Origin of the sequence: Azotobacter beijerinckii (assembly GCF_900110885.1) — a bacterium.
Lineage (GTDB): Bacteria > Pseudomonadota > Gammaproteobacteria > Pseudomonadales > Pseudomonadaceae > Azotobacter > Azotobacter beijerinckii.
In genome coordinates, this window is sequence record NZ_FOFJ01000019.1 from 20,902 (window position 1) to 46,836 (window position 25,935).

At 64.5% G+C, this 25,935-nt stretch carries 21 protein-coding genes and 1 tRNA gene; 15 read left to right on the top strand and 7 right to left on the bottom strand.

Annotated features, from left to right (window positions below; all coding sequences use genetic code 11):
• Nucleotides 1-9 precede the first annotated feature (9 nt).
• A complete protein-coding gene (gltX, locus tag BMY22_RS11465) occupies nucleotides 10-1,494 on the bottom strand; it encodes a glutamate--tRNA ligase (protein ID WP_090622065.1) in 1,485 nt (494 codons plus the stop codon).
• 153 nt (nucleotides 1,495-1,647) lie between these two features.
• A complete protein-coding gene (gene uvrB, locus BMY22_RS11470; protein WP_090622067.1) occupies nucleotides 1,648-3,657 on the bottom strand; it encodes an excinuclease ABC subunit UvrB in 2,010 nt (669 codons plus the stop codon).
• A 262-nt stretch (nucleotides 3,658-3,919) separates the two neighbouring features.
• Between uvrB and BMY22_RS11475 the strand changes: the two genes are divergently transcribed.
• Nucleotides 3,920-5,116, top strand: coding sequence for an amino acid aminotransferase (locus BMY22_RS11475; protein ID WP_090622068.1), 1,197 nt, complete (start codon nucleotides 3,920-3,922; stop codon nucleotides 5,114-5,116).
• A gap of 102 nt (nucleotides 5,117-5,218) precedes the next feature.
• On the opposite strand, the gene BMY22_RS11480 is transcribed toward BMY22_RS11475, so the two are convergent.
• The 4 genes from BMY22_RS11480 to rlmM form a co-directional block, all read right to left on the bottom strand.
• Nucleotides 5,219-5,294, bottom strand: a tRNA-Asn gene (locus tag BMY22_RS11480).
• A 130-nt stretch (nucleotides 5,295-5,424) separates the two neighbouring features.
• Nucleotides 5,425-5,784: a ComEA family DNA-binding protein gene (locus tag BMY22_RS11485; RefSeq protein WP_090622069.1), complete on the bottom strand. Its 360-nt coding sequence runs from the start codon at nucleotides 5,782-5,784 to the stop codon at nucleotides 5,425-5,427.
• 170 nt (nucleotides 5,785-5,954) lie between these two features.
• The gene (gene tusA / locus BMY22_RS11490; protein WP_090622071.1) at nucleotides 5,955-6,212 is read right to left on the bottom strand and encodes a sulfurtransferase TusA; all 258 of its coding nucleotides are present in this window, start codon (nucleotides 6,210-6,212) and stop codon (nucleotides 5,955-5,957) included.
• A gap of 64 nt (nucleotides 6,213-6,276) precedes the next feature.
• Nucleotides 6,277-7,326 carry a 23S rRNA (cytidine(2498)-2'-O)-methyltransferase RlmM gene (rlmM, locus tag BMY22_RS11495; RefSeq protein ID WP_090622072.1) on the bottom strand — a complete coding sequence of 350 codons (1,050 nt, stop codon included), beginning with the start codon at nucleotides 7,324-7,326 and terminating at the stop codon, nucleotides 6,277-6,279.
• 179 nt (nucleotides 7,327-7,505) lie between these two features.
• Between rlmM and acnA the strand changes: the two genes are divergently transcribed.
• Nucleotides 7,506-10,193 carry an aconitate hydratase AcnA gene (gene acnA, locus BMY22_RS11500; RefSeq protein WP_090622074.1) on the top strand — a complete coding sequence of 896 codons (2,688 nt, stop codon included), beginning with the start codon at nucleotides 7,506-7,508 and terminating at the stop codon, nucleotides 10,191-10,193.
• 1,346 nt (nucleotides 10,194-11,539) lie between these two features.
• Here the strand turns inward: acnA and BMY22_RS11510 are convergent.
• On the bottom strand, nucleotides 11,540-12,241 hold the full coding sequence (locus tag BMY22_RS11510) for an alpha/beta family hydrolase (RefSeq protein ID WP_208599268.1): 702 nt from the start codon (nucleotides 12,239-12,241) through the stop codon (nucleotides 11,540-11,542).
• A gap of 369 nt (nucleotides 12,242-12,610) precedes the next feature.
• Here BMY22_RS11510 and ccoN point away from each other — a divergent pair, with 369 nt between their 5' ends.
• The 13 genes from ccoN to BMY22_RS11575 all read left to right on the top strand — a co-directional run bounded on the left by ccoN (nucleotide 12,611) and on the right by BMY22_RS11575 (nucleotide 25,929).
• On the top strand, nucleotides 12,611-14,050 hold the full coding sequence (gene ccoN / locus BMY22_RS11515; RefSeq protein WP_090622077.1) for a cytochrome-c oxidase, cbb3-type subunit I: 1,440 nt from the start codon (nucleotides 12,611-12,613) through the stop codon (nucleotides 14,048-14,050).
• The gene (ccoO, locus tag BMY22_RS11520; protein ID WP_090622078.1) at nucleotides 14,050-14,658 is read left to right on the top strand and encodes a cytochrome-c oxidase, cbb3-type subunit II; all 609 of its coding nucleotides are present in this window, start codon (nucleotides 14,050-14,052) and stop codon (nucleotides 14,656-14,658) included. Before ccoN ends, ccoO begins: the two co-directional genes overlap by 1 nt.
• Before the next feature lie 6 nt (nucleotides 14,659-14,664).
• The gene (locus BMY22_RS11525; RefSeq protein WP_090622080.1) at nucleotides 14,665-14,850 is read left to right on the top strand and encodes a cbb3-type cytochrome oxidase subunit 3; all 186 of its coding nucleotides are present in this window, start codon (nucleotides 14,665-14,667) and stop codon (nucleotides 14,848-14,850) included.
• Between the two features lie 5 nt (nucleotides 14,851-14,855).
• Nucleotides 14,856-15,776 carry a cytochrome-c oxidase, cbb3-type subunit III gene (gene ccoP, locus BMY22_RS11530; RefSeq protein ID WP_090622082.1) on the top strand — a complete coding sequence of 307 codons (921 nt, stop codon included), beginning with the start codon at nucleotides 14,856-14,858 and terminating at the stop codon, nucleotides 15,774-15,776.
• 129 nt (nucleotides 15,777-15,905) lie between these two features.
• Complete coding sequence (ccoG, locus tag BMY22_RS11535) at nucleotides 15,906-17,318, top strand: cytochrome c oxidase accessory protein CcoG (RefSeq protein WP_090622083.1); 1,413 nt, start codon at nucleotides 15,906-15,908, stop codon at nucleotides 17,316-17,318.
• Nucleotides 17,319-17,330: 12 nt separating this feature from the next.
• On the top strand, nucleotides 17,331-17,834 hold the full coding sequence (locus tag BMY22_RS11540; RefSeq protein WP_090622085.1) for a FixH family protein: 504 nt from the start codon (nucleotides 17,331-17,333) through the stop codon (nucleotides 17,832-17,834).
• A gap of 78 nt (nucleotides 17,835-17,912) precedes the next feature.
• Nucleotides 17,913-20,315 (top strand): heavy metal translocating P-type ATPase, encoded by a 2,403-nt coding sequence (locus tag BMY22_RS11545; RefSeq protein WP_090622086.1) that lies wholly within the window; start codon nucleotides 17,913-17,915, stop codon nucleotides 20,313-20,315.
• Nucleotides 20,316-20,340: 25 nt separating this feature from the next.
• Nucleotides 20,341-20,553, top strand: a complete 213-nt coding sequence (gene ccoS, locus BMY22_RS11550) for a cbb3-type cytochrome oxidase assembly protein CcoS (RefSeq protein ID WP_090622088.1) — start codon at nucleotides 20,341-20,343, stop codon at nucleotides 20,551-20,553.
• The gene (locus BMY22_RS11555; protein ID WP_090622090.1) at nucleotides 20,546-21,307 is read left to right on the top strand and encodes a sulfite exporter TauE/SafE family protein; all 762 of its coding nucleotides are present in this window, start codon (nucleotides 20,546-20,548) and stop codon (nucleotides 21,305-21,307) included. Before ccoS ends, BMY22_RS11555 begins: the two co-directional genes overlap by 8 nt.
• 72 nt (nucleotides 21,308-21,379) lie before the next feature.
• A complete protein-coding gene (gene hemN / locus BMY22_RS11560; protein ID WP_090622092.1) occupies nucleotides 21,380-22,756 on the top strand; it encodes an oxygen-independent coproporphyrinogen III oxidase in 1,377 nt (458 codons plus the stop codon).
• 145 nt (nucleotides 22,757-22,901) lie between these two features.
• On the top strand, nucleotides 22,902-23,636 hold the full coding sequence (fnr, locus tag BMY22_RS11565; RefSeq protein WP_090622094.1) for a fumarate/nitrate reduction transcriptional regulator Fnr: 735 nt from the start codon (nucleotides 22,902-22,904) through the stop codon (nucleotides 23,634-23,636).
• A gap of 473 nt (nucleotides 23,637-24,109) precedes the next feature.
• Entirely contained in the window at nucleotides 24,110-24,322 is a 213-nt protein-coding gene (gene cydP / locus BMY22_RS11570) for a cytochrome oxidase putative small subunit CydP (protein WP_090622095.1), read from the top strand.
• Complete coding sequence (locus tag BMY22_RS11575; protein WP_090622097.1) at nucleotides 24,322-25,929, top strand: cytochrome ubiquinol oxidase subunit I; 1,608 nt, start codon at nucleotides 24,322-24,324, stop codon at nucleotides 25,927-25,929. Before cydP ends, BMY22_RS11575 begins: the two co-directional genes overlap by 1 nt.
• Nucleotides 25,930-25,935 lie beyond the last annotated feature (6 nt).

Genomic DNA, 25,935 nt, shown 5'->3' on the forward strand with positions numbered 1-25,935 from the left:
GTTCACGATCTAGCAGGCGATCTCGCCCAGCAGCTTTTCCCAGTCCTTGGTTTCCTTCTTCGACACCCCGCCGAGCAGCTCGATGGCCTGGCGCAGGCGGAAGCGGGTCAGGTCGGCACCGAGGATCTCCATGGCATCGAGCACCGACACCGAGCTGGCGTGGCCGGTGATCGCCGGGAAGATCAACGGCATGGCGTCGCGCAGCTTGTAGCCGAGGTGCTCGCTGGTCTTCTGGATGATCGCGGTGATGTTGTCCTTGTTCCACTGGCGCAGCGCTTCCAGCTTCCAGAGGATCAGTTGCAGCAACTGGCGGACCTGGTCGGGCGAAAGCTTCTTGTGCTCGAACAGCCTGGCGTCCAGTGGCACGCCGCCGGCGAAGAAGAAGCCGGCCAGCGGGGCGATCTGGCTGAAGGTTTCCACCCGGCCCTGCACGTGCGGAGCAATCTGCATCAGGTATTCGGGGTTGAACGCCCACTTGTGCACTTCGGCGGCGAAGGCCTCGACCGACAGCTCGCGCAGCCACTGGCCGTTCAGCCAGGAGAGCTTCTCCATGTCGAAGATCGGCCCGCCGAGGGACACGCGCTGGATGTCGAAGTGCTCGATCATCTCGTCCAGGGTGAACTTCTCGCGCTCGTCGGGCATCGACCAGCCCATGCGTCCCAGGTAGTTGAGCATCGCCTCGGGCAGAAAGCCCATGCGCTGGTAGAAGGTGATCGAGGTGGGGTTCTTGCGCTTGGACAGCTTGCTCTTGTCCGGATTGCGCAACAGCGGCATGTACACCAGCTTGGGCTGCTCCCAGCCGAAATACTCGTAGAGCTTGATCAGCTTGGGCGCCGAGGGCAGCCATTCCTCGCCGCGCAGCACGTGGGTGATGCCCATCAGGTGGTCGTCGACCACGTTGGCGAGGAAGTAGGTGGGCAGGCCGTCGGCCTTCATCAGCACCTGCATGTCCATGCGGTCCCAGGGGATCTCGACGTCGCCGCGCAGCAGGTCCGGCACCGTGCAGACGCCTTCGCTCGGCACCTTCATGCGCACCACGTGGGACTCGCCGGCGACGATGCGCTGCTGCGCCTCTTCAGGCGCCAGGTGCATGCAGTGGCCGTCGTAGCGCGGGGTTTCCTTGTTGGCCATCTGCCGCGCGCGCACTTCGTCGAGCCGCTCGGCGCTGCAGAAGCAGGGGAAGGCATGGCCCTTGGAGACCAGCTCGTCCGAGTACTGCTTGTAGATCGCGCCGCGCTCGCTCTGCCGGTACGGGCCGTGCGGGCCGCCGACGTCCGGGCCCTCGTCCCATTCGATGCCCAGCCAGCGCAGGGCGTCGTAGATCTGCTGCTCCGACTCGCGGGTCGAGCGCAGCTGGTCGGTATCCTCGATGCGCAGGATGAACTGGCCGCCGTGCTGACGGGCGAAGCACAGGTTGAACAGGGCGATGTAGGCGGTGCCGACGTGCGGATCGCCGGTCGGCGACGGCGCGATGCGGGTGCGGACGGTGGTCATGCAGACTCCCGGAAAGAGGGACGAACAGAAGGATGAAAGGCGCGAATGTTAGCAGGCGCGGCAGCAGGGGCTCCAGCCTGGCAGGGCGGGTGAAACCCGCCGCTTCCCGGTGGCAACCGGCGATTTCCGGCGGGCCTCACCCGCCTTGCGGCACTAAACCTGCAGCAGCCGCTCGCGCAGCGCCTGGATCTCGTCGCGCAACTGCGCCGCGGCCTCGAACTCCAGGTCGCGGGCCAGTGCGTACATCTTCTCCTCGAGCTGACGGATGCGCTTGGTGATTTCGCTCGGCGAGCGCAGCTCGGCGGCGTAGCGGGCGCTCTCCTCCGCGGCCTTGGCCACCCGCTTGCGGCTGCGCGCACCGGGCACCACGGCGCCCTCGAGGATGTCCTGGACATCCTTCTTCACGCCCCGGGGCACGATGCCGTGGGCTTCGTTGAAGGCGATCTGCCTGGCGCGGCGCCGCTCGGTCTCGTCGATGGCGCGCCGCATCGAGCCGGTGACGTTGTCGGCATAGAGGATCGCCCGGCCGTTGAGGTTGCGCGCGGCGCGGCCGATGGTCTGGATCAGCGAGCGCTCGCTGCGCAGGAAGCCCTCCTTGTCGGCGTCGAGGATCGCCACCAGCGACACCTCGGGCATGTCCAGGCCCTCGCGCAGCAGGTTGATCCCCACCAGCACGTCGAAGGCGCCAGTGCGCAGGTCGCGGATGATCTCCACCCGCTCCACGGTGTCGATGTCCGAGTGCAGGTAGCGCACCCGCACGTCGTGGTCGGCCAGGTAGTCGGTGAGGTCTTCGGCCATGCGCTTGGTCAGGGTGGTGACCAGCACGCGCTCCTCGGCGACCACGCACTTGCGGATCTCCGAGAGCAGGTCGTCGACCTGGGTGGTGGCCGGGCGCACCTCGAGCTGCGGGTCGACCAGGCCGGTGGGACGCACCACCTGCTCGATCACCCGCCCGGCATGCTCGGCCTCGTAGGGGCCGGGAGTGGCCGAGATGAAGAGAGTCTGCGGGCTGATCCGCTCCCATTCGTCGAAGCGCATCGGCCGGTTGTCCAGCGCCGAGGGCAGGCGGAAGCCGTACTCCACCAGGGTTTCCTTGCGCGAGCGGTCGCCCTTGTACATGGCGCCGACCTGCGGGACGGTGACGTGGGACTCGTCGATCACCAGGATCGCGTTGCCCGGCAGGTAGTCGTAGAGGGTCGGCGGCGCCTCGCCCGGGGCGCGGCCGGAGAGGTAGCGGGAGTAGTTCTCGATGCCGTTGCAGTAGCCCAGTTCGAGGATCATCTCCAGGTCGAAGCGGGTGCGCTGCTCCAGGCGCTGGGCCTCCACCAGCTTGTCGTGCCCGCGCAGGTAGTCCAGACGGTCTTTGAGTTCGGCCTTGATCTGCTCCACCGCCTCCAGGAGCGTCTCGCGCGGGGTGACGTAGTGGCTCTTGGGGTAGAAGGTGAAACGCGGCAGCTTCTTGATCACCTCGCCGGTCAGCGGATCGAAGGCCGACAGGCTCTCCACCTCGTCGTCGAACAGCTCGACGCGGATCGCCTCCAGCTCGGACTCGGCCGGGTAGATGTCGATCACGTCGCCGCGCACACGGAAGCTCGCACGGGCGAAGTCCATGTCGTTGCGGGTGTACTGCAGCTCGGCCAGGCGACGCAGCAGGGCGCGCTGGTCGAGTTTGTCGCCACGGTCGATGTGCAGCACCATCTTCAGGTAGCTGGCCGGATCGCCCAGGCCGTAGATCGACGACACCGTGGCGACGATGATCGCATCCGGCCGCTCGAGCAGCGCCTTGGTCGCCGACAGGCGCATCTGCTCGATGTGGTCGTTGATCGAGGCGTCCTTCTCGATATAGGTGTCGGAGGACGGCACGTAGGCTTCCGGCTGGTAGTAGTCGTAATAGGAAACGAAGTACTCCACCGCATTGTTCGGGAAGAAGCTCTTGAACTCGCCGTAGAGCTGCGCCGCCAGGGTCTTGTTGGGCGCCAGCACCAGGGCTGGGCGCTGCACCCGGGCGATCACGTTGGCGATGCTGAAGGTCTTGCCGGAGCCTGTCACCCCCAGCAGGGTCTGGTGCGACAGGCCGGCCTCCAGCCCCTCGACCATCTGGCGGATCGCCTCGGGCTGGTCGCCGGCGGGCTGGAAGCGGGTCACCAGCTGGAATTCGGACATGCAAAACCTCTCTCGACGCGGCAGGCGGACGGCTCCATCGGGGGAGTCGGCGAGCAGCCGGCCGACGCTTCCGCCTTCGACAAATGGTTGACAGAAAACCCTTGACAGCATATCGCAGGCGACCGGCATGGCCGCTATACTAGCGCCCCGATTCTGCATGCCCCCTGCGCATACCGTCGCCCCTTCCGGTCGATGGCCCGTCTGCCTGCGTGTGGGGTAGTAGTCTGGCCTTCCACCCCCTTCTTCTTCGAGCACCTCGACCATGAGCTTGTTCTCTGCCGTAGAAATGGCACCGCGTGACCCGATCCTTGGCCTCACCGAAGCCTTCAATGCCGATACCCGCCCGACCAAGGTCAACCTCGGCGTCGGCGTCTACTACAACGAAGAGGGCCGGATTCCCCTGCTGCGTGCCGTCGCGGAGGCCGAGAAGGCCCGCATCGCCGCCCATGCGCCGCGCGGCTACCTGCCGATCGAAGGCATCGGCGCCTACGACCAGGCCGTGCAGAAGCTGCTGTTCGGCAACGACTCCGCCCTGCTCGCCGACGGCCGCGTGGTCACCGCCCAGGCCCTGGGCGGCACCGGCGCGCTGAAGGTCGGCGCCGACTTCCTCAAGCGCCTGCTGCCGGATGCGGTGGTCGCGATCAGCGACCCGAGCTGGGAGAACCATCGCGCCCTGTTCGAATCCGCCGGTTTCCGCGTGCAGAGCTACCGCTACTACGACGCCGCCAGCCACGGCCTGAACCGTGCCGGCATGCTCGAGGACATCAAGGCCCTGCCGGCCCGCTCCATCGTGCTGCTGCACGCCTGCTGCCACAACCCGACCGGCGTCGACCTCTCCGGCAACGACTGGAAGCGGGTGCTGGAAGCGATTCGCGAAGGCGGCCACGTGCCCTTCCTCGACATCGCCTATCAGGGCTTCGGCGACGGCATCGAAGAGGACGCCGAAGCGGTGCGCCTGTTCGCCGAATCGGGCCTGCCGTTCTTCGTCTCCAGCTCCTTCTCCAAGTCCTTCTCCCTCTACGGCGAGCGCGTCGGCGCCCTGTCCATCGTCACCGCCTCGAAGGACGAGGCCGCGCGCGTGCTGTCGCAGGTCAAGCGGGTGATCCGCACCAACTACTCGAACCCGCCGACCCACGGCGCCAGCGTGGTTGCCAGCGTGCTCAACAGCCCGGAGCTGCGCGCCCTGTGGGAAGCCGAACTGGCCGAGATGCGCGGCCGCATCCGGAGCATGCGCCAGGCGCTGGTCGAGCAGCTGGCCGCCCAGGGCGCCAAGCGCGACTTCGGCTTCGTCGCCCAGCAGCGCGGCATGTTCTCCTACTCCGGCCTCAGCGCCGAGCAGGTGGAGCGACTGCGCAGCGAGTTCGGCATCTACGCCGTCGCCACCGGCCGCATCTGCGTCGCCGCCCTGAACCAGCGCAACCTCGCCAGCGTTACCCAGGCCATCGCCCAGGTGCTCTGACCTCCTGCCTGGGGCGGCCCTCCCGGCGAGAGCCGCCCCAGGCAGAACGAAGCGCGGACAAAACAAAAAAGGCCTGATCTTCCGATCAGGCCTTTTTCAATCTGGCTCCGCGACCTGGACTCGAACCAGGGACCCAGTGATTAACAGTCACTTGCTCTACCGACTGAGCTATCGCGGAATAACGGCTCGTATCCTACTGATAGTGAAAGGAAAGTCAACTCCCCCAGAATCAGCGGCGACGAATCGGCCCGGCGGGCCGCGCTCGAAAAGAGGCTGGCGCAGGGCCGGCCTCGACTACGGTAACGGGATCAGTTGGCGCTCAAGCGGGCGCGGTTCTTTTCCAGCGTCGCCGTGCCGATTCCCTTGACCTCCAGCAACTCGTCCACCGACGCGAAAGGCCCATGGGCCTGACGGTAGTCGACGATGGCCTTGGCCTTGGTGGCGCCGATTCCCAGCAAGTCGCGTTCGAGCGTCGCCGCATCGGCCGTGTTGAGATCGACCTTGACCGGAGCGGCAGCCTGGGCGGGCTGGGTGGCCTGGACAGGCTGGACGGGCTGGGTCGCGACCGGCTTGGCGGTTTCGGCCTTGGGCGGCTCCGCGGCCGAAGCGGCGATGGAAACGCTGGCCAGCAGGGCAAACAGGAGGGAGGAAAACGGACTCTTGCGCATGGGTGCACTCCTTGTGTCGTTAAGCGCGGGGTTCCATGACCACGCATCGCCACGATAGCGGGCACCTACGGGAGATCAATTTGCCCCGCTCCCGAACCCGAAACGGGCTCACAGAACCGACGAATTCATGCCCGATTTTTGCGGACGATCCGGCACGGCCGACACGCCCCCTATTCCGCCTTCTTGCGAATCCAGTACAGGTAGGCTCCGCCCTCTTCCTGCTGCCCGAGCAGCTCATGGCCGAGGAAGATGCAGAACTTGGGGATGTCGCGACGGGTCGAGGGATCGGTGGCGATCACCTTGAGCAAGCCGCCGGCCGCCAGGTCGCGGACCTTGTTGTGCAGCAGCATCACCGGCTCGGGACAGTTGAGGCCGGTGGCATCGAGAATCGCGTCGACGGCCAGGCTGGCGGGATCGGGCTGGGACATGGCTAACTCCAGAAAACCGGTGGGGGCATTGTCGCCGAAGCAGTGGGCCAGGTCACGCCGGGGCCTACAGCCGGCGCAGATGGCAGGTCACTTCCTCGCGATCGTGGTAGAGCTGCCGGCAGGCGATGGAGGCCTTCACGCCACGCGCCGCTAGGCCATCGCCGATGCGCTCGAGCAGGCGGCGCACTTCGGCGTAACGCTGCTTCATCGGCAGCTTGAGGTTGACCACCGCCTCGCGGCAAAGCCCCTCGCCGAGCCAGGTCTCGATCAGTGCGGCCGTGCGGGCGGGCTTCTCGACGATGTCGCAGACCATCCAGTCGACCGGCCGGCGCGGGCGGAAGACGAAACCGTCGGATCGGACGTGCTCGACCAGCCCGGAATCCATCAGGCTCGGCGCCATCGGCCCGTTGTCCACCGCGGTCACCTTGATATGCCGGTTGACCAGCTGCCAGGTCCAGCCGCCGGGCGCGGCGCCGAGGTCCACGGCCGTCATCCCCGGCGCGAGGCGCAGGTCCCAGGCCTCGCGCGGGATGAACTGATGCCAGGCCTCCTCCAGCTTGAGGGTCGAACGGCTCGGTGCCGCGCGGGGAAACTTCAGGCGCGGAATGCCCATCGGCCAGGCGGCCGAGTTGTTCGCTTCGGCCAGGCCGAGGAAGACCTCGCGGCCGCTCTTGAAGGTCAGCAGCAAGCGCGGCTTGCGCGGATCGTCCTCCAACCGGCCGGCCTTGAGCAGCGCCTTGCGCAGCGGCACTTCGAACTTGCGGCAGAAGGTCGACAGCTCCTTGCCTTCGTTGGTGTCCAGCACTTCCAGCCAGAGACTGCCGCAGACCGGATAGTCGGCCAGCCGCTCGAGCAGGACGCCGATGCGCTCGCTTTCCGGCAGCTCGACGAAATCGCCGCGCGCCCACTGGCGGGGAAAGATCAGCCCGGCGAAGCGCAGCCCGCGCATCAGCCGCTCGGCGCCGCCCGGCTCGCTGCAGACGAACTCGGCATGGGCGCTGTTCGGCCTGGCCCGGGCATAGCCGGCCACGTTCAGACGCCCGGCGTGTTCGCCGAACTCGGCGCAGACCTCGCCCTCGAAACCGGGACGGCAATGCAACAACAGGCTGTTCATGGTCGGCATTTTTCCTCGAGAAATCCCAGCGCCTTCAGGGGCGCGCATGATAGCCAATTCGGCCGCCGCGGACCTGCCCGGCAGTCCATTCGACTGGCAGGCCCCAGCCGACGGAACTAGCTTGAAGAATTACCCCCCCTCAAGAAGCCCGCTCCGCCGGACGCCCCGGAGAAACGCCGATGCCCTCTCTGGATAGCCTGAACTGCCGCCGTAGCCTGGACGTGGACGGCCAGACCTACCATTACTTCAGCCTGCCGGAGGCAGCGAAAAGTCTGGGCGACCTCGGTCGCCTGCCGGTTTCGCTCAAGGTGCTGCTGGAGAACCTGCTGCGCTGGGAGGATGGTGCCAGCGTGCGCGCCGACGACCTCGCTGCACTCGCCGGCTGGCTCGAAACACGCAGCTCCGTGCGGGAGATCGCCTTTCGCCCGGCGCGGGTACTGATGCAGGACTTCACCGGCGTGCCCGCGGTGGTCGACCTGGCCGCCATGCGCGACGCCGTGGCCCGGGCCGGCGCCGATCCGCTGCGGATCAACCCGCTCTCCCCGGTCGATCTGGTGATCGACCACTCGGTGATGGTCGATCGCTTCGCCGATCCGAGCGCCTTCGCCGACAACGTCGCCCTGGAAATGGAGCGCAACGGCGAGCGCTACGCCTTCCTGCGCTGGGGCCAGCAGGCCTTCGCCAATTTCCGCGTGGTGCCGCCGGGCACCGGCATCTGCCACCAGGTCAATCTGGAATACCTGGCCCAGGTGGTCTGGAGCCGCGAGGAGGACGGCGAAACCTGGGCCTACCCGGACACCCTGGTCGGCACCGACTCCCATACCACCATGGTCAACGGTCTCGGCGTGCTCGGCTGGGGCGTCGGCGGCATCGAGGCCGAGGCGGCGATGCTCGGCCAGCCGGTGTCGATGCTGATCCCCGAAGTGGTCGGCTTGCGCCTGACGGGCCGGCTCGCGGAGGGCGTCACCGCCACCGACCTGGTGCTGACGGTGACGCAGATGCTGCGCCGGCAGGGCGTGGTGGGCAAGTTCGTCGAGTTCTACGGCCCCGGCCTGGACAGCCTGCCGCTGGCCGACCGCGCGACCATCGCCAACATGGCCCCGGAATACGGCGCGACCTGCGGTTTCTTCCCGGTCGACCGGGTGACCCTCGACTACCTGCGCCTGAGCGGCCGCGACGAGCGGCGCATCGCCTTGGTGGAGGCTTACTGCAAGGCCCAGGGACTGTGGCGCGACACCCAGTCGCCGGAGCCCGATTTCAGCACCAGCCTGGCACTCGAACTGGGCGAGGTCCGCCCCTCCATGGCCGGTCCCAAGCGCCCGCAGGATCGGGTCGCCCTGGAGGACATCCGAGCGCAGTTCGACCTGCTCCTGGAGTTCGGCGGACGCAAGGCCGAGCTCGACACGGCGTTCCCGGTCGGCGACGGCAGCTACAGCCTGCACCATGGCGACGTGGTGATCGCCGCCATCACCTCCTGCACCAACACCTCCAACCCCAGCGTGCTGATGGCCGCCGGGCTGCTGGCGAAGAAGGCGGTCGAGCGCGGCCTCGGGCGCCAGCCCTGGGTGAAATCCTCGCTGGCGCCGGGCTCCAAGGTGGTCACCGACTACCTGGCGAAGGCCGGCCTCACGCCCTACCTCGACCGGCTCGGCTTCAACCTGGTCGGCTACGGCTGCACCACCTGCATCGGCAACTCCGGCCCGCTGCCGGAGCCCATCGGCCAGGCGATCGTCGACAACGACCTGATCGTCTCTTCGGTGCTGTCCGGCAACCGCAACTTCGAGGGCCGGGTGCATCCGCAGGTGAAGGCCAACTGGCTGGCCTCGCCGCCGCTGGTGGTGGCCTTCGCCCTGGCCGGTACCACGCGCATCGACCTGACCCGCGAACCGCTCGGCTTCGACGCCCAGGGCCAGCCGGTTTATCTGCGGGACATCTGGCCGAGCAGCGAGGAAATCGCCGCGGCGGTCGGCCAGATCGACAGCGAGATGTTCCGCCGGCGCTATGCCGACGTGTTCGGCGGCGATGCCGCCTGGCAGGCCATCCCGGTCGGCGCGGGCGAGACCTATCGGTGGGATACCCGATCCACCTATGTACGGAACCCGCCCTTCTTCGAAAACCTCGGCCAGCCTCCGGCACCTCCCCAGGACATCGAGAACGCACGCATCCTGGCGCTGTTCGGCGACTCCATCACCACCGACCACATCTCCCCGGCCGGCAGCATCAAGCCCAGCTCCCCGGCCGGCCTCTACCTGCAGCAGCTCGGCGTGAAACCGGCGGACTTCAACTCCTACGGCTCGCGGCGCGGCAACCACGAGGTGATGATGCGCGGCACCTTCGCCAACATCCGCATCCGGAACGAGATGCTGGGTGGCGAGGAAGGCGGCAATACCCTGCATCGGCCGAGCGGGGAAAAGCTGTCGATCTACGATGCGGCCATGCGCTACCAGGCCGAAGGCGTGCCGCTGGTGGTGATCGCCGGCCAGGAATACGGCACCGGCTCCAGCCGCGACTGGGCGGCCAAGGGCACCCGCCTGCTCGGCGTGAAGGCGGTGATCGCCGAGAGCTTCGAGCGCATCCACCGCTCCAACCTGATCGGCATGGGCGTGCTGGCACTGCAGTTCGGCGAAGGACTGACGCGCCAGAGTCTGGGCCTGAACGGCACGGAAAGACTGTCCATCCGCGGCTTGTCGGGGAACCTGCCGAAACCGCGCCAGTCGCTAACGGTGGAGATCGAGCGCCAGGATGGATCGCGAATCGACTTCCCGGTGCTATGCCGCATCGACACGGCCAACGAAGTGGAATATTTCAAGGCCGGCGGCATCCTGCAGCATGTGCTGCGGCAGTTGATTGCCGGATCGCGCATCTAGAAACGCCAGACCGGCGTTCCCCTGAAACGGGCAGCCGGCTGCTGCGCCGGGTGGTCGGTAGGCCGATGGGTATCCCCTACCAGTTGCCCGGCGACCTCGGCAGAGGCCGGCACCCCCCATTGCGGGTTGGGTGCCCACTGGCGGTCACCGTCAGCACCGAGCACATCGGCACTCACGTGGATGAGACCCTTGGTTTTTTGCAGCTTCGCTGGCGTGCCTGTTACATCCGTACGCTCTCCCTCCGCGGCAACCGCGTTGAGTAGCAGCCAGCAACAGGCCATACCCATGACGAGCACAGCATGCCCCCCCTTCGTCCCGAAGATTGAATGCCAACCCATAGCGCCTCCTGTCCATCGCTTTGCATGCCGTCTGGCTGAACCGAGACAGCAGTGAATCCATTCGACCGAGTGCCCCGCAGGCAAGAAGAAATCGCTCGACCATTCTGCGGAGACAGGCGGCTACCGAAGAGAGAGGCACGCGTCCCATATGCCAGCCTCAAGGTGAACTCGCTAACCAATCAGCGCCGCCACGTCCGCAACCGTTGTCGAATGATCGGACGATGCCGCCGAGGTAAAAAGCCGGATGAAACAATCGCCCGCGCCCGGAAGTCGACTAACCGGATGAAACTGCCAAAAGCCAAAAGTCTGCGGCGGATAAAACATGACACGGCATCCGATTGCCTCCTTGCAATGAGGCAACCACTCGATAAAACACTGGCCGCACTTGATATTGAAACGGGCACGGCCAAATCCCTTACCATCCCTCATTAAAATAAAAAGATATATCCAGCACAAAACAGCCCTAATGATATATGCCGCAAAGTCATGGGCAATCCAACGCCGGCATCGATCCGCCGGAGACGACATGAATAGACATGAACCTCATCATCGCTGCCGGCATGCCTGCTCTGCAGATGGCGCAGGGCGCCCGCAGCCACACAGTGTCGGCACGTTGCGTCAGGCCAGCCCGGTACATGGCCACAACAGCACGGTCCGCCCACGTACTCTCGAATGTACCTGTCACTCAGGATAGCCGGAAGTTGCCATAGCAACATGCCATGAACTACTGACGAATCCCCGAATGCAATCGACCGTGAGTAATCAACGTGCCGACAACTACTCAACGCACTGAAATAGCATGGGCGTACTAAACGAAAATTCATCATCGCTACGAAATTACCCAAGCTACCCAAGCGGAACCATAGACCTATTTGAGAATGATGGCCAGTCCACTCATGCTCATATCAGATAGCCATAAATGCTTGCTGACGAATGGATCGATCGAACAGTGCATAGTTGAACACTGGCAATACTGGACAGTGACCAACCAGACCCGGTCGAGAAAGATCAGCGATCCCGACCAGGGAGCTGCAGGAACCCTGCAACGGCATCCGCAGCCGCATCGAGATGCCGTTCGTGGGTCATACCGGAAGCCTTGAGCGGTTTCAGGTCGTGGTCGGCCGCAGCCAGCCAGTACAGGCATATCGCCGCAGACAAGGGATACCCCATAACCGTAGCCCGATTGCCCATGGCGTCCCGCTCTCCCTGAACGATCAGGGTCGGCGTTGCGGTCTCCGCCAGGTGGGCCGTCCTCGGACTGTCCATCTTGCCGGCAGGATGAAAGGGATAGCCCAGGCAGACGAGCGCATCGGTCTCCAGTTCGTCCGCCAGCAGACTTGCCATGCGCCCGCCCATGGACTTGCCGCCGATCGCCAAGGGGCCGGAGATCCGCTCGCGCAACAGGCCATAGGTTTCGCGCCAGCAGTCCAGCAAGCGGACCTGTGGGTCCGGGGGCCGCCTGCCAGCGCCATGCCGCCGTGCTGCCATATAAGGGAACTCGAATCGCACCACCGCAATCCCGCGGGCAGCAAGGCGCTCGGCCATGCTCGCCATGAACGCGCTATCCATAGGTGCGCCGGCGCCATGGGCCAGAATCAGAGAGGCGCGAGGCGGAGAATCCAGGGGACGGTTCCATAGCCACTGCCCAATCTCATTAGCGCCCTGCGGGCATTGACCTAAGTCAATACAGACCCCCTGCCCATTCACCATCCTTTCACCGTTTTAAAAACGCCAATTTCCATGACGAAGCCTGAACATGACAGATAGCCCGCCAGAGGGGTACGGATGCCCCCCAGAATGCAACAAGATATCGCACCGTGGACCACCAGCCCCATTGTTCGACGTCCCGCGATCTAAACTCTTCGAAATAACTTCGAGACACTTATTCATTGGCCTGGAGTCCTTCTCGAATCGACCCCACTGGCCGGGCCTGTTCGCAAACAGGGTCGAGCTTTTTGCTGCTGGGCCTATTTAACGCAGATCACGACGGTTCGTGCGTTGCAATGGTTCGCCCCATTCTGCATAGTCGCCGCCGTTTTTTGCCTTCGAAAACCTCCATTAACCGTGGAAACCTTAAGCATGAGCACAGCATCGAGTCAGACTGCTTATAACTATAAGGTGGTCCGCCAGTTCGCCATCATGACGGTGATCTGGGGGGTCATCGGGATGGGACTTGGGGTCCTGATCGCAGCCCAGCTGGTGTGGCCGGAACTGAACCTCAACCTCCCATGGACCAGCTTCGGTCGCCTGCGGCCGCTGCACACCAATGCGGTAATCTTCGCCTTCGGCGGATGCGCCCTGTTCGCCACCTCGTACTACGTGGTGCAGCGGACCTGCCACACGCGCCTGATCTCCGACAGCCTGGCGGCCTTCACCTTCTGGGGCTGGCAGGCCGTGATCGTGCTGGCGGTGATCACCCTGCCGCTGGGCCTGACCAGCAGCAAGGAGTACGCCGAGCTGGAGTGGCCGATCGATATCCTGATCGCGGTCGTCTGGATCACCTATGCGGTGGTCTTCTTCGGCACCATCATCAAGCGCAAGACCAAGCACATCTACGTGGGCAACTGGTTCTACGGCGCGTTCATCCTGGTCACCGCCATGTTGCACATCGTCAACAACATGGAGCTGCCGGTTTCCTGGTTCAAGTCCTACTCCCTCTACTCCGGCGCCACCGATGCGATGGTCCAGTGGTGGTATGGCCACAACGCCGTGGGCTTCTTCCTGACCACCGGCTTCCTCGGCATGATGTACTACTTCGTGCCCAAGCAGGCCGAACGCCCGGTCTACTCCTACCGCCTGTCCATCGTCCACTTCTGGGCGCTGATCACCCTCTACATCTGGGCCGGCCCGCACCACCTGCACTACACCGCCCTGCCGGACTGGGCGCAATCCCTCGGCATGGTGATGTCGGTCATCCTGCTGGCACCGAGCTGGGGCGGCATGATCAACGGCATGATGACCCTGTCGGGCGCCTGGCATAAGCTGCGCAACGACCCGATCCTGCGCTTCCTGGTGGTTTCCCTGGCCTTCTACGGCATGTCCACCTTCGAAGGCCCGATGATGGCGATCAAGACCGTCAACGCCCTCTCCCACTACACCGACTGGACCATCGGCCACGTCCATGCCGGCGCCCTCGGCTGGGTCGCCATGGTGTCCATCGGCTCGCTGTACCACCTGATTCCGAAGGTCTTCGGCCGCGAGCAGATGCACAGCGTCAACCTGATCAACGCGCACTTCTGGCTGGCCACCATCGGCACCGTGCTGTACATCGCCTCCATGTGGGTCAACGGCATCACCCAGGGTCTGATGTGGCGCGCCGTGAACCAGGACGGCACCCTGACCTACTCCTTTGTCGAAGCACTGGAAGCCAGTCACCCGGGCTTCATCGTGCGGATGATCGGCGGCGCCTTCTTCGCCGTCGGCATGCTGCTGATGGCCTATAACACCTGGCGCACCGTGCGCGTCGCCAAGCCTGCCGAATACGAAGCCGCTGCCCGAATCGTCGAGGTTGCCCACTAATGAAGCACGAAGTACTCGAAAAGAACATTGGCCTGCTGGGCCTGTTCATGGTCGCCGCCGTCAGCATCGGCGGCCTGACCCAGATCGTTCCGCTGTTCTTCCAGGACGTCGTCAACGAGCCGGTGGAGGGCATGAAGCCCTATACCGCCCTGCAGCTGGAGGGGCGCGACATCTATATCCGGGAAGGCTGCGTCAGTTGCCACTCGCAGATGGTTCGCCCGTTCCGCGCCGAAACCGAGCGTTACGGCCACTACTCGGTTGCCGGCGAAAGCGTCTGGGACCACCCGTTCCTCTGGGGATCCAAGCGTACCGGCCCCGACCTGGCCCGCGTGGGCGGTCGCTACTCCGACGAATGGCAGCGCGCGCACTTGATGAATCCGCGCAACGTGGTGCCGGAGTCGAAGATGCCCGCCTACCCCTGGCTGGTCGAGCACGAGCTGAACGGCATGCATACCGCCGGCAAGATGGAGGCCATGCGCACCCTCGGCGTGCCCTACACCGACGAAGACATCGCCGGCGCCAGGGAGGCCGTCAAGGGCAAAACCGAACTGGATGCCCTGGTGGCCTACCTCCAGGTACTCGGCACCTCCATCAAAACCAAACGGTAACGCATCATGGATATCGGGACTCTTCGCGGGCTGGGCACCGCTCTGGTGCTGATCGCCTTCGTGGGAATGCTGATCTGGGTCTTCAGCAGCAAACGCCAAAAGGGCTTCGACGAAGCCGCCAATCTGCCCTTCGCCGATGAGCCCGAGTCCGGGAAGCGTGACGACAAAGCGTCTAGGAGCAAGAACGAATGACTTCATTGACTTCATTCTGGAGTTCGTACATCACCCTGCTGACCCTCGGGACCATCGTCGCCGTTACCTTGCTGCTGTTCGCGACCCGCAAAGGCGAGCGCAAGGGCAGCACCGATCAGACCATGGGACACTCCTTCGACGGGATCGAGGAGTATGACAATCCGCTGCCCAAGTGGTGGTTCTGGTTGTTCCTTGGCACCGTGATCTTCGCGGTCGGCTACCTGGCCCTCTACCCGGGACTGGGCAACTGGAAAGGCGTGCTGCCTGGCTACGAAGAAGGCTGGACCGGCGTGAACCAGTACCGGAAGGAAATGGCCAAGGCCGAGAAGCAATACGGCCCGCTGTTCAAGAAATATGCCGCCATGCCGATCGAGGCACTCGCCAAGGACGAGCAGGCGCTGAAGATGGGCGGTCGCATCTTCGCCTCCACCTGCTCGGTGTGCCACGGCTCCGACGCCAAGGGCGCCCATGGCTTTCCCAACCTGACGGACAACGACTGGCTGTACGGCGGCGAACCGGCAACCATCGAGACCACCATCATGGAGGGCCGCAAGGCTGCCATGCCGGCCTGGCTTGAGGTGATCGGTGAAGACGGCATCAAGAACACCGCCGCCTACGTCCGCAGCCTGTCCGGCCTGAAGCAGGCGGAAGACGCCCGGGTCAACCTTGCCGAAGGCCAGAAGATCTTCCAATCCAACTGCGCGGTCTGCCACGGCCCCGAGGGCAAGGGTCAACATGCCATGGGGGCGCCCAACCTGACCGACAGCGTGTGGCTCTATGGCTCGAGCCTCGCCAACGTTCAGCAGACCCTGCGCTATGGACGCAACGGCAACATGCCGGCTCACAAGGAGTTCCTGGGCAACGACAAGGTCCACCTGGTAGCAGCGTACGTGTACAGCCTGTCGAACAAAGCCACGGGGAAATGATCGCCTGCAGGAGCGACCAGCGGTCGCACCTGCAGTCGACCCGCCAGGCTTACAATCTACCAAAAGGTAAACTGATTCCGGCCGATCCCGCATCGGCCGGATCACCCTCCAACGCCGTGGTAAGCATTGATGAGCGAGCAAATTCCCGTTCGAGACGACACCCCAAGGGCCCAAGACAGCGACAGCGTCGACCTCTACGCCCAGAGCGAAAAAATCTACACCCGCGCCTTTACCGGCCTGTACCGCAACCTGCGGCGCGTCGGCGGCCTCGTGCTCTTCATACTCTTTTTCGGCACCGCCTGGCTGAGCTGGGATGGCCGCCAGGCCGTGTGGTGGGACCTGCCGGAGCGCAAGTTCTACATCTTCGGCGCCACCTTCTGGCCGCAGGACTTCATGCTGCTGTCCTGGCTGCTGATCATCTGCGCCTTCGGCCTGTTCTTCGTCACCGTCTTCGCCGGGCGCGTCTGGTGCGGCTACACCTGTCCGCAGAGCGTCTTCACCTGGGTCTACATGTGGGCGGAGAAGGTCACCGAAGGTGACCGCAACCAGCGCATGAAGCTGGACAAGGCCGCCATGAGCGGCCGGAAAGCCCTCCGCAAGATGGCCAAGCACGGTATCTGGCTGGGGGTCGCCCTGCTCACGGCGATCACCTTCGTCGGCTACTTCACCCCCATTCGCCAGCTGGTTCCAGATCTGCTGAGCCTCGCTGTCGGCGGCTGGGCCCTGTTCTGGATCGCTTTCTTCACCCTGGCCACTTATGGCAACGCCGGCTTCCTGCGGGAGCAGGTATGCATCTACATGTGTCCCTACGCCCGCTTCCAGAGCGTGATGTTCGACAAGGACACGCTGATCGTCTCCTACGATCCGACCCGCGGCGAAAAACGCGGCCCGCGCAAGAAAGGCATCGACTACCGAGCCCGGGGCCTGGGTGACTGCATCGATTGCACCCTGTGCGTCCAGGTCTGCCCCACCGGCATCGACATCCGCGACGGCCTGCAGTTCGAGTGCATCGGCTGTGCCGCCTGCGTCGACGCCTGCGACTCCATCATGGAGAAGATGAGCTACCCCAAGGGGCTGATCAGCTACACCACCGAACACAACCTGTCCGGCCAGGAAACCCACCTGCTGCGTCCGCGCCTGATCGGCTACGCCATCGCCCTGATCGCCATGATCGGCCTGTTCGGTTACGCCCTGTCCGCCCGCTCGCTGGTCGAGCTGGACGTGCTGAAGGACCGGGTACTCTTCCGCGAGAATAGCGAGGGACGCATCGAGAACGTCTATACCCTGAAAATCATGAACAAGGCCCAGCGCGACCTCACCTTCGTGATCGACGCGGCGGGCCTGGACGGTCTGATCTACGAAGGCCAGCGCGAAGTGAAGGCCGCTGCAGGCGAAATCCTGTCGCTCCCGGTGGAGCTGTCCATCGACCCGGAGAAGCTGCCCTCCAGCACCAACGAGATCGTTTTCAAGGTACAGTCCGCGGACGATCCGAGCATTCACCAAGACGCCGAAAGCCGCTTCACCGGCCCCAGCGTCCGCTAGCCAAGGTAACGCATGTACTCGACAAACAGCGAAATCAGCCGGTGGTACACGCAGTTCTGGGCCTGGTTCGTCATCGCGCTCCTCCTCTGCTCGGTGGTTCTGGGGACCAGCCTGCTGGTGATTTCCATCCGCGAGGCGGACAGCCTGGTGGTGGACAACTACTACGATGCCGGCAAGGGCATCAACACCTCGCTGGAGCGGGAACACCTCGCTCGTCGCCTGGGCATGCGGGCCCGGCTCGTGCTCCATGAAGAGAGCGGTGTCGCCGAGATCCACTTGACCGGCAACAGCCGCCCTCCTCAGTTGCTCCTCAACCTGGTCTCCCCGACCCAGCGGGACAAGGACCGGCGCATCGTGCTGCAGCCGCAGACCGGGGAACTCTATCGGGGACAGATGCAGGACCCGGTGCAGGGACGCCGCTTCGTCGAGATCCTCGGCCAGGAAGGCGGACAGGACTGGCGCCTGTTCGAGGAGAGAACCCTCGAATCCGGCGTCCCCTCCGAGCTGGGCAACTAAGCCGATGCGACGGCAGACACCTGCCGTCGCATCGGCCGCGACCCGGCATCCCACCCTGCAGCTCGGCGACCTCCGTCCATGGCCAGCCTCACCTCCTGCTACCACTGCGGCCTGCCGGTTCCTGCCGGCAGCCGCTTCCAGGCCCACGTACTGGGCGAACCCCGCGAGATGTGCTGCCCCGGTTGCCAGGCCGTGGCCGAAGCGATCGTTGCCGGCGGCCTGGAGAGCTACTACAGGCACCGCAGCGAGAACGCCGCCAACCCCGAGGCCCTGCCCCAGGCGCTCAGCGAGGAGCTGGCACTCTATGATCGCGCTGACGTTCAGCAGCCCTTCGTCCAGCACGAGGGCGAGCTGGCCAGTACCTGCCTGCTGATCGAGGGCGTCAGCTGCGCTGCCTGCGGCTGGCTGATCGAGAAGCACCTGCGCAGCCTGGACGGCGTTGTCGAGGCCACCTTCAACCTCTCCAACCACCGCCTGCACGTCCGCTGGAAGGATAGCCAGGTGCCCCTCAGCAACCTGCTCGAAGCACTGCGCCGGATCGGCTACGCCGCCCACCCCTATCAGCCGGACCGGGCCGCCGAGCAGTTGGCCCGGGAAAACCGCCGTGCGCTGAGACAGCTGGGCGTCGCCGGCCTGCTGTGGTTCCAGGTGATGATGGCCACCATGGCCACCTGGCCGGAGTTCAACCTCGACCTCTCGGCGGGAATGGACAAGCTCCTCCGCTGGGTCAGCCTGATCCTCACCACCCCCATCGTCTTCTACAGCAGCGTCGACTTCTTCAAGGGAGCCTGGCGCGACCTGCGCACGCGCCACCTGACCATGGACGTGTCCGTCAGCCTGGCGATCGGCGGCGCCTATGCGGCCGGCATCTGGTCGACCCTGACCGGCCAGGGAGAACTCTATTTCGACGCCGCCGGCATGTTCGCCCTGTTTCTTCTCGCCGGGCGCTTTCTCGAGCGCCGAGCTCGCGAGCGCACCGCCGCGGCCACCGCGCAACTGGTCAACCTGCTGCCGCCCTCCTGCCTGCGTCTCGATCATGAAGGACGCAGCGAACGCATCCTGCTCAGGGAACTCGGAGTGGGCGACCGCGTGCTGGTGCCACCGGGCAACCTGCTGCCGGCTGACGGCCGTATCATCGCAGGGCAGTCCAGCGTCGACGAGTCGCTGCTGACCGGCGAATATCTGCCGCACCCCTGCGCCCCGGGCGACACCGTCACCGCCGGAACACTGAACGTGGAAGGCCCGCTGACCATCGAGGTCCAGGCATTGGGCGACGATACCCGCCTCTCGGCGATCGTTCGCCTGCTCGAGCGCGCCCAGGCCGACAAACCCAGGCTCGCCGAACTGGCCGACCGGGTGGCGCAGTGGTTCCTGCTCGCCGTGCTGGGCGTGGCCACGCTGGTCGGCCTGATCTGGTGGCAGATCGATGCGGAGCGGGCCTTCTGGGTCGTACTCGCCCTGCTCGTCGCCACCTGTCCTTGCGCCCTGTCGCTGGCCACCCCCACGGCCCTCACCGCGGCCACCGGCAACCTGCACAGGCTGGGCCTGCTGCTGACCCGCGGGCACGTGCTGGAAGGTCTGAACGGTATCGACACGGTGGTCTTCGACAAGACCGGCACCCTCACCGAAGGACGCCTGACCCTGCGCGAGGTGCATCCTCTGCGCGAACTGGACGGCAACGCCTGCCTGGCGCTGGCCGCCGCGCTGGAAAACCGCTCCGAACACCCGATCGCCCGCGCCTTCGGCCGCGCGCCCCAGGCGGCCGAACGGGTCGACAGCACGCCGGGGAAAGGTCTGGAAGGGCTCGTCCAAGGCCGGAACCTGCGCATCGGCCAGCCTGCCTTCGTCGCCACGCTCTATGGCCAGCCGGCACCGCCGATTCCCGGCGAGCAGGGCCAATGGCTGCTGCTGGGCGACCGACAGGGAGCACTGGCCTGGCTGGTGCTCGACGACCGCCTGCGCGAAGATGCTCCCGCCCTGCTCGAGGCCTGCCGCGCACGCGGCTGGCGGACCCTGCTGCTCTCGGGCGACAGCTCGCCGATGGTCGCCGAAGTGGCCCAGCGGCTGGGTATCGACGATGCCCGAGGCGGCCTGACGCCGGATGCCAAGCTCGCCGTGCTCAGGCAGTTGCACGCACAAGGGCATCGCGTCCTGATGCTCGGCGACGGGGTGAACGACGTTCCGGTGCTGGCCGGCGCGGACATCAGCGTGGCGATGGGCTCGGCCACCGACTTGGCGAAGACCAGTGCCGATGCCATCCTGCTCTCCAATCGCCTGGACACGCTGGTACAGGCCTTCGCCCTCGCCCGCCGCACCCGCCGCATCATCATCGAGAACCTGGCCTGGGCCGGCCTGTACAATGGCCTGGTTCTGCCCTTTGCCGCCCTCGGCTGGATCACCCCGCTCTGGGCCGTGATCGGGATGTCGCTGAGCTCCCTGCTGGTGGTTCTGAACGCTCTGCGGCTGACCCGCGGCGCCTGAGCCGCCGCAAGACAGGAGCACGTATATGGCTGCGCTCTATGTAATGATCCCGGTCGCCCTGGTCGTGGTCGCCCTGGCCATCTGGCTGCTTTTCTGGGCCATCGACAATGGCCAGTACGACGACCTCGACAGTCCGGCCCACAATATCCTCTTCGACGACGAGGACCCCTCGCACAAGGCCGGGCAGGCCGAAGCCGAGACCCCAACCAAGCGGGACGAGGAACCCCCACGTGCCTGAACTGCTTCCGCTGCTCGTCTCGGCCACGATCCTCGGGCTTTTGGGCGGCGGGCATTGCCTGGGCATGTGCGGCGGCCTGATGGGTGCCCTGACCCTGGCCATTCCGCCCGAGCAGCGGAGTCGCCGCCTGCGGCTGCTGCTGGCCTACAACCTCGGGCGAATCCTCAGTTATGCCACGGCGGGCCTGCTGATCGGCCTGGGAGGCTGGGCCGTAGCCAACAGTCCGGCGGCCTCCGCCCTGCGCATCGTCGCTGCCCTGCTGCTGATCGCCATGGGCCTCTACCTGGCCGGCTGGTGGAGCGGACTGACCCGTCTCGAAGCCGTCGGCCAGGGACTCTGGCGCCATCTCCAGCCGGTCGCCTCCTGCCTGCTACCGGTCGACAGCCTACCCCGCGCCCTGCTGCTCGGCGCACTCTGGGGCTGGCTGCCCTGCGGACTGGTCTACAGCACCCTGCTCTGGGCGGCGAGCCAGGGCAACGCCCTGGACAGTGCCCTGCTGATGCTTGCCTTCGGCCTCGGCACCTGGCCGCTGCTGCTCGCCACCGGTCTGGCCGCCGAACGCCTGACCGCCTGGCTCCGCCGGCGGCATGTGCGGATCGCCGGTGGCCTGCTGGTGATCCTGTTCGGTTTCTGGACACTTCCCGGGCCTCACCAGACGTGGCTGACAGGACACCACCGTCATGGCGCAACCCACCCGATGCCAGCACCATCGCCGCACTTCAGCCCGGCGACGACAACCGACAACCGTGGTTGATACAAATCAAGATGCTTTCCGGCAGCATTCTTTTAGACTCCCCCCACAGTCTGCCCATACCGGAATACCCCTATGCCTGCTCCGATCAAATGGGATACCAACCTGATTCGCCGCTACGATCAGGCGGGCCCGCGCTACACCTCATACCCCACGGCAGTGCAATTCCAGCCTGGTGTGGGCTCCTTCAAGCTGCTCAACGCCCTGCGCGAAAGCCGCCAGGCCAAACGCCCTCTGTCGCTCTACATACACGTCCCGTTCTGCGCACACGTCTGCTACTACTGCGCCTGCAACAAGGTCATCACCAAGGATCGCGGCCGCGCCCTGCCCTATCTCGAGCGCCTGGAAAAGGAAATCGACATCGTCAGCCGCCACCTGTCCCCGCAACAGCAGGTCGAGCAATTGCACCTGGGCGGCGGCACCCCGACCTTCCTCAGTCACGGCGAGCTGCAGCGGCTGATGGAGTTTCTTCGTCAGCGCTTCAGCTTCGCCGAAAACGGCGACTTCAGCATCGAGATCGATCCCCGCGAAGCCGACTGGTCGACCATGGGGCTGCTCCGCGAACTGGGCTTCAACCGCATCAGCCTGGGCGTACAGGACCTCGACCCCGAAGTCCAGCGGGCGGTGAATCGCCTGCAGAGCCTGGAGGAAACCCGCGCCATCGTCGAAGCCGCGCGGACCCTGGAGTTCCGCTCGATCAACGTCGATCTCATCTACGGCCTGCCCAAGCAGACCCCGGAAACCTTCGCCCGCACCGTCGAGGAGATCATCGCCCTGCAGCCCGATCGGCTGTCGGTGTTCAACTACGCCCACCTGCCGGAGCGCTTCAAGCCGCAGCGGCGAATCAGTGCCGCAGACTTGCCAGCCCCCGCCGACAAGCTGAGCATGCTGCACAACAGCATCGAACAGCTGACCACCGCCGGCTATCAGTACATCGGCATGGACCATTTCGCCCTTCCGGACGACGAGCTGTCCATCGCCCAGGAGGACGGCAGGCTGCAGCGCAACTTCCAGGGCTACACTACCCATGGCCATTGCGACCTGATCGGTCTGGGGGTTTCGTCCATCAGCCAGATCGGCGACCTCTACAGCCAGAACGAGAGCGACATCGACGCCTATCAGGGCCGCCTCGACAACGACCAACTGCCGACCGCCCGCGGTCTGCAATGCAATGCCGACGACCGGATCCGCCGCGCGGCCATCCAGAAGCTCCTCTGCGACTTCCAGTTGGACTTCGCCAGCATCGAGCAGCAGTTCGGCATCGTCTTCCGGGACTATTTCGCCGACCTCTGGCCACAGCTGCAGAGCATGACCCGCGACGGGCTGATCGCCCTGACCCCGCAAGGCATCGAAGTCCTGCCTGCCGGGCGCCTGCTGGTTCGCTCGATCTGCATGCTCTTCGACTATTATCTGGTCGAACATAACCGCCAGCGCTTTTCCCGTATCATCTGAGTCACGCCGCTCCGGGACACATCTATACCTCCCGGAACGGTGTTCTGAGGACGATGATTTCCCGGGTTAAGACTTTTTGTCAGTTGACTGAGGCCTGGGGTATGATCCTCGGGCAAAGAGCATCACAAGTAAGAGAAAGTTGCCCATGTCGGATAAATCCAAGGTACGCCCCGTGCATCATATCCGCTGTCAGGACTGCAGTCTGGCGGCCTTGTGCCTACCGATTTCGCTCAACTTCGAGGACATCGATGCCTTGAACGAGATCGTCAAACGCGGCAAGCCGATCAAGAAGGGCGAATTCCTCTTCCGCCAGGGCGACGGCTTCGGCTCGGTGTTCGCCGTGCGCTCCGGCTCGCTCAAGACCTTCAGCGTCAGCGACAACGGCGAAGAGCAGATCACCGGCTTCCATCTGCCCAGCGAGCTGGTCGGACTTTCCGGCATGGACAGCGACAGCTGCCCGGTTTCCGCACAGGCACTGGAAACCACCTCGGTCTGCGAAATCCCCTTCGAACGCCTGGACGAGCTGGCCTTGCAACTGCCCCAGCTACGTCGCCAGCTGATGCGGGTCATGAGCCGGGAGATTCGCGATGACCAGCAGATGATGCTGCTGCTCTCGAAGAAAACCGCGGACGAGCGCATCGCCACCTTCCTGATCAACCTTTCCTCGCGCTTCCGGGCACGCGGCTTCTCCGCCAACCACTTCCGCTTGGCGATGTCGCGCAACGAAATCGGCAATTATCTGGGGCTGGCCGTCGAAACCGTGTCGCGCGTATTCAGCCGTTTCCAGCAGAATGAGCTGATTGCCGCGGAAGGCAAGGAAGTGACCATTCTCAATCCCATCGAACTCTGCTCCCTGGCAGGCGGAAACATGGAAGCCTGACCCTTCAGGAAGACACGCACCAACGCCTCTCCAGCCCCTCTGCAAACCGAATGCGGAGGGAGCTTCGAACCCCCATGCCTCGCTCCAGCGTATCCAGCCCCGACACCTCCGCCCAACATCGCTTGCCTCCTCCCCAAGACCCTTTCCGGAAAACCACCACACCCCGCATCTGCACGCCCGCAAAAGGCCACTGCTTTGCCTTTATGTCGCACCCCCTACCAAAGGCTTAAACGCACGCCAGTACAGAAAAGTCAATATGCAACATTTAGCTTATTTATCATATACTTATAGCGCCTGATCGAGGCGTCTGGCCCCCTCCAAATACCCCCTCCAAACAGCAAAAACGGACAACTTTCATTGACCTGCGTCAATTGGTCACTACCGACCGCCGCAAAATCTTGATTTATTTGACATGGATCAACGTGCCGACCCCTCGTCGACCGTTGGCCGACCAGCCTTTTGGAGCTGCCCACATGTCTCAACCGCCCAAATCTTCGCCCTGGCGTATTCCTCTGGTTCGGGAGCTCGCTGTCATCCTCGCGATCAAGCTGGGAGTGATACTCGGCATCAAGGCACTCTGGTTCACGGAACCGATGATGCCCAAAAACGGTACCGAGAAGGTCAGCGAGCGACTGTTTGGCAGTGTGGCAGTGCAACATCAATCCCCGACCGAGGAGAGTCCCTGATGATCTCGGAATCCGTCGTAGACCTATCGCGTCTGCAGTTCGCCATGACGGCGCTGTACCACTTCCTGTTCGTACCACTAACCCTAGGGATGACTTTCCTGCTTGCCATCATGGAGTCGGTCTATGTAATGACCGGCAAGCAGGTCTACAAGGACATGGTGAAGTTCTGGGGCAAGTTGTTCGGTATCAACTTCGCTCTCGGTGTCACCACCGGCCTGACCATGGAATTCCAGTTCGGTACCAACTGGGCCTACTACTCCCACTACGTGGGTGACATCTTCGGTGCGCCGCTGGCCATCGAAGGTCTGATGGCCTTCTTCCTGGAATCCACCTTCATCGGCCTGTTCTTCTTCGGCTGGGATCGCCTGTCCAAGATCCAGCACCTGTCGGTGACCTGGCTGGTAGCGCTCGGTTCCAACCTGTCCGCCCTGTGGATTCTGGTGGCCAACGGCTGGATGCAGAACCCGGTCGGCGCGGAGTTCAACTTCGAGACCATGCGGATGGAGCTGGTGGACTTCGGTGCTCTGCTCCTCAACCCGGTAGCCCAGGTCAAGTTCGTCCATACCGTCGCCTCCGGCTACGTGACCGGCGCCGTGTTCGTACTGGCCATCTCCAGCTACTACCTGCTGAAAAAACGCGACCTGGGCTTTGCCCGCCGCTCCTTCGCCATCGCTTCTGCCTTCGGCATGGCCTCCATCCTCTCGGTCCTCGTGCTCGGCGACGAGTCTGGCTACGAAGTCGGCGAGGTCCAGAAAGCCAAACTTGCCGCCATCGAAGCCGAGTGGGACACCCATCCGGCACCGGCCAGCTTCACCCTGTTCGGCTTCCCGAACGAGGAAACGCAGCATACCGACTTCGCCGTCAGGATCCCGTTTGCCCTGGGCATCATCGCCACCCGCTCGCTGGATGAACAGGTCATCGGCATCAAGGACCTGATCATCGAGAACGAAGCCCGCATCCGCAACGGCATGGTCGCCTACGGCCTGCTGGAAGAGCTGCGCGCTGGCGACAAGACCCCGGAAAAGATCGCGGCCTTCAACGAGGTCAAGGAAGATCTGGGCTACGCCCTGCTCCTGAAGAAGTACACCCCGAACGTGGTCGATGCTTCCGAAGCGCAGATCAAACAGGCTGCCAAGGACACCATCCCCAGCGTGTTCAGCATGTTCTGGACCTTCCGCGCCATGGTTGCCTCCGGCCTCTTGATGCTCGTCCTGTTCGCCTGCGCCTTCTGGGCCTCGGCTCGCAAGAACGAGGAGTCCAAGCCTTGGCTGCTCAAGTTCGCCCTGTACAGCCTGCCGCTGCCGTGGATTGCCACCCAGACCGGCTGGTTCGTGGCCGAGCATGGCCGTCAGCCCTGGACCATCGGTGGTGTACTGCCCACCCACCTCTCCGCTTCCAGCCTGACCACCAACGACCTCTGGGGCTCGCTGTTCGCACTGATCGCGTTCTACACCGTGCTGCTGGTGGTCGAGATGTATCTGATGATCCGCTTCGCCCGTCTCGGCCCGTCGAGCCTGCACACCGGTCGCTACCACTTCGAGCAACCGGGTAATGCACTGCACGGCGGCCAAGCCCACGGGGAAGGCCATCAATCGGTAAACGCCTAAGGAAAA

Bases quoted from the DNA above. Each gene is read 5' to 3' on its own strand.
- fnr (WP_090622094.1), top strand. From the start codon at position 22,902: ATGTCGGATAAATCCAAGGTACGCCCCGTGCATCATATCCGCTGTCAG.
- gltX (WP_090622065.1), bottom strand. From the start codon at position 1,494: ATGACCACCGTCCGCACCCGCATCGCGCCGTCGCCGACCGGCGATCCG.
- BMY22_RS11485 (WP_090622069.1), bottom strand. From the start codon at position 5,784: ATGCGCAAGAGTCCGTTTTCCTCCCTCCTGTTTGCCCTGCTGGCCAGC.
- BMY22_RS11510 (WP_208599268.1), bottom strand. From the start codon at position 12,241: ATGGTGAATGGGCAGGGGGTCTGTATTGACTTAGGTCAATGCCCGCAG.
- BMY22_RS11525 (WP_090622080.1), top strand. From the start codon at position 14,665: ATGGATATCGGGACTCTTCGCGGGCTGGGCACCGCTCTGGTGCTGATC.
- hemN (WP_090622092.1), top strand. From the start codon at position 21,380: ATGCCTGCTCCGATCAAATGGGATACCAACCTGATTCGCCGCTACGAT.
- rlmM (WP_090622072.1), bottom strand. From the start codon at position 7,326: ATGAACAGCCTGTTGTTGCATTGCCGTCCCGGTTTCGAGGGCGAGGTC.
- cydP (WP_090622095.1), top strand. From the start codon at position 24,110: ATGTCTCAACCGCCCAAATCTTCGCCCTGGCGTATTCCTCTGGTTCGG.
- acnA (WP_090622074.1), top strand. From the start codon at position 7,506: ATGCCCTCTCTGGATAGCCTGAACTGCCGCCGTAGCCTGGACGTGGAC.
- ccoG (WP_090622083.1), top strand. From the start codon at position 15,906: ATGAGCGAGCAAATTCCCGTTCGAGACGACACCCCAAGGGCCCAAGAC.
- ccoO (WP_090622078.1), top strand. From the start codon at position 14,050: ATGAAGCACGAAGTACTCGAAAAGAACATTGGCCTGCTGGGCCTGTTC.
- BMY22_RS11575 (WP_090622097.1), top strand. From the start codon at position 24,322: ATGATCTCGGAATCCGTCGTAGACCTATCGCGTCTGCAGTTCGCCATG.
- ccoN (WP_090622077.1), top strand. From the start codon at position 12,611: ATGAGCACAGCATCGAGTCAGACTGCTTATAACTATAAGGTGGTCCGC.
- BMY22_RS11545 (WP_090622086.1), top strand. From the start codon at position 17,913: ATGGCCAGCCTCACCTCCTGCTACCACTGCGGCCTGCCGGTTCCTGCC.
- BMY22_RS11540 (WP_090622085.1), top strand. From the start codon at position 17,331: ATGTACTCGACAAACAGCGAAATCAGCCGGTGGTACACGCAGTTCTGG.
- tusA (WP_090622071.1), bottom strand. From the start codon at position 6,212: ATGTCCCAGCCCGATCCCGCCAGCCTGGCCGTCGACGCGATTCTCGAT.
- uvrB (WP_090622067.1), bottom strand. From the start codon at position 3,657: ATGTCCGAATTCCAGCTGGTGACCCGCTTCCAGCCCGCCGGCGACCAG.
- ccoS (WP_090622088.1), top strand. From the start codon at position 20,341: ATGGCTGCGCTCTATGTAATGATCCCGGTCGCCCTGGTCGTGGTCGCC.
- BMY22_RS11475 (WP_090622068.1), top strand. From the start codon at position 3,920: ATGAGCTTGTTCTCTGCCGTAGAAATGGCACCGCGTGACCCGATCCTT.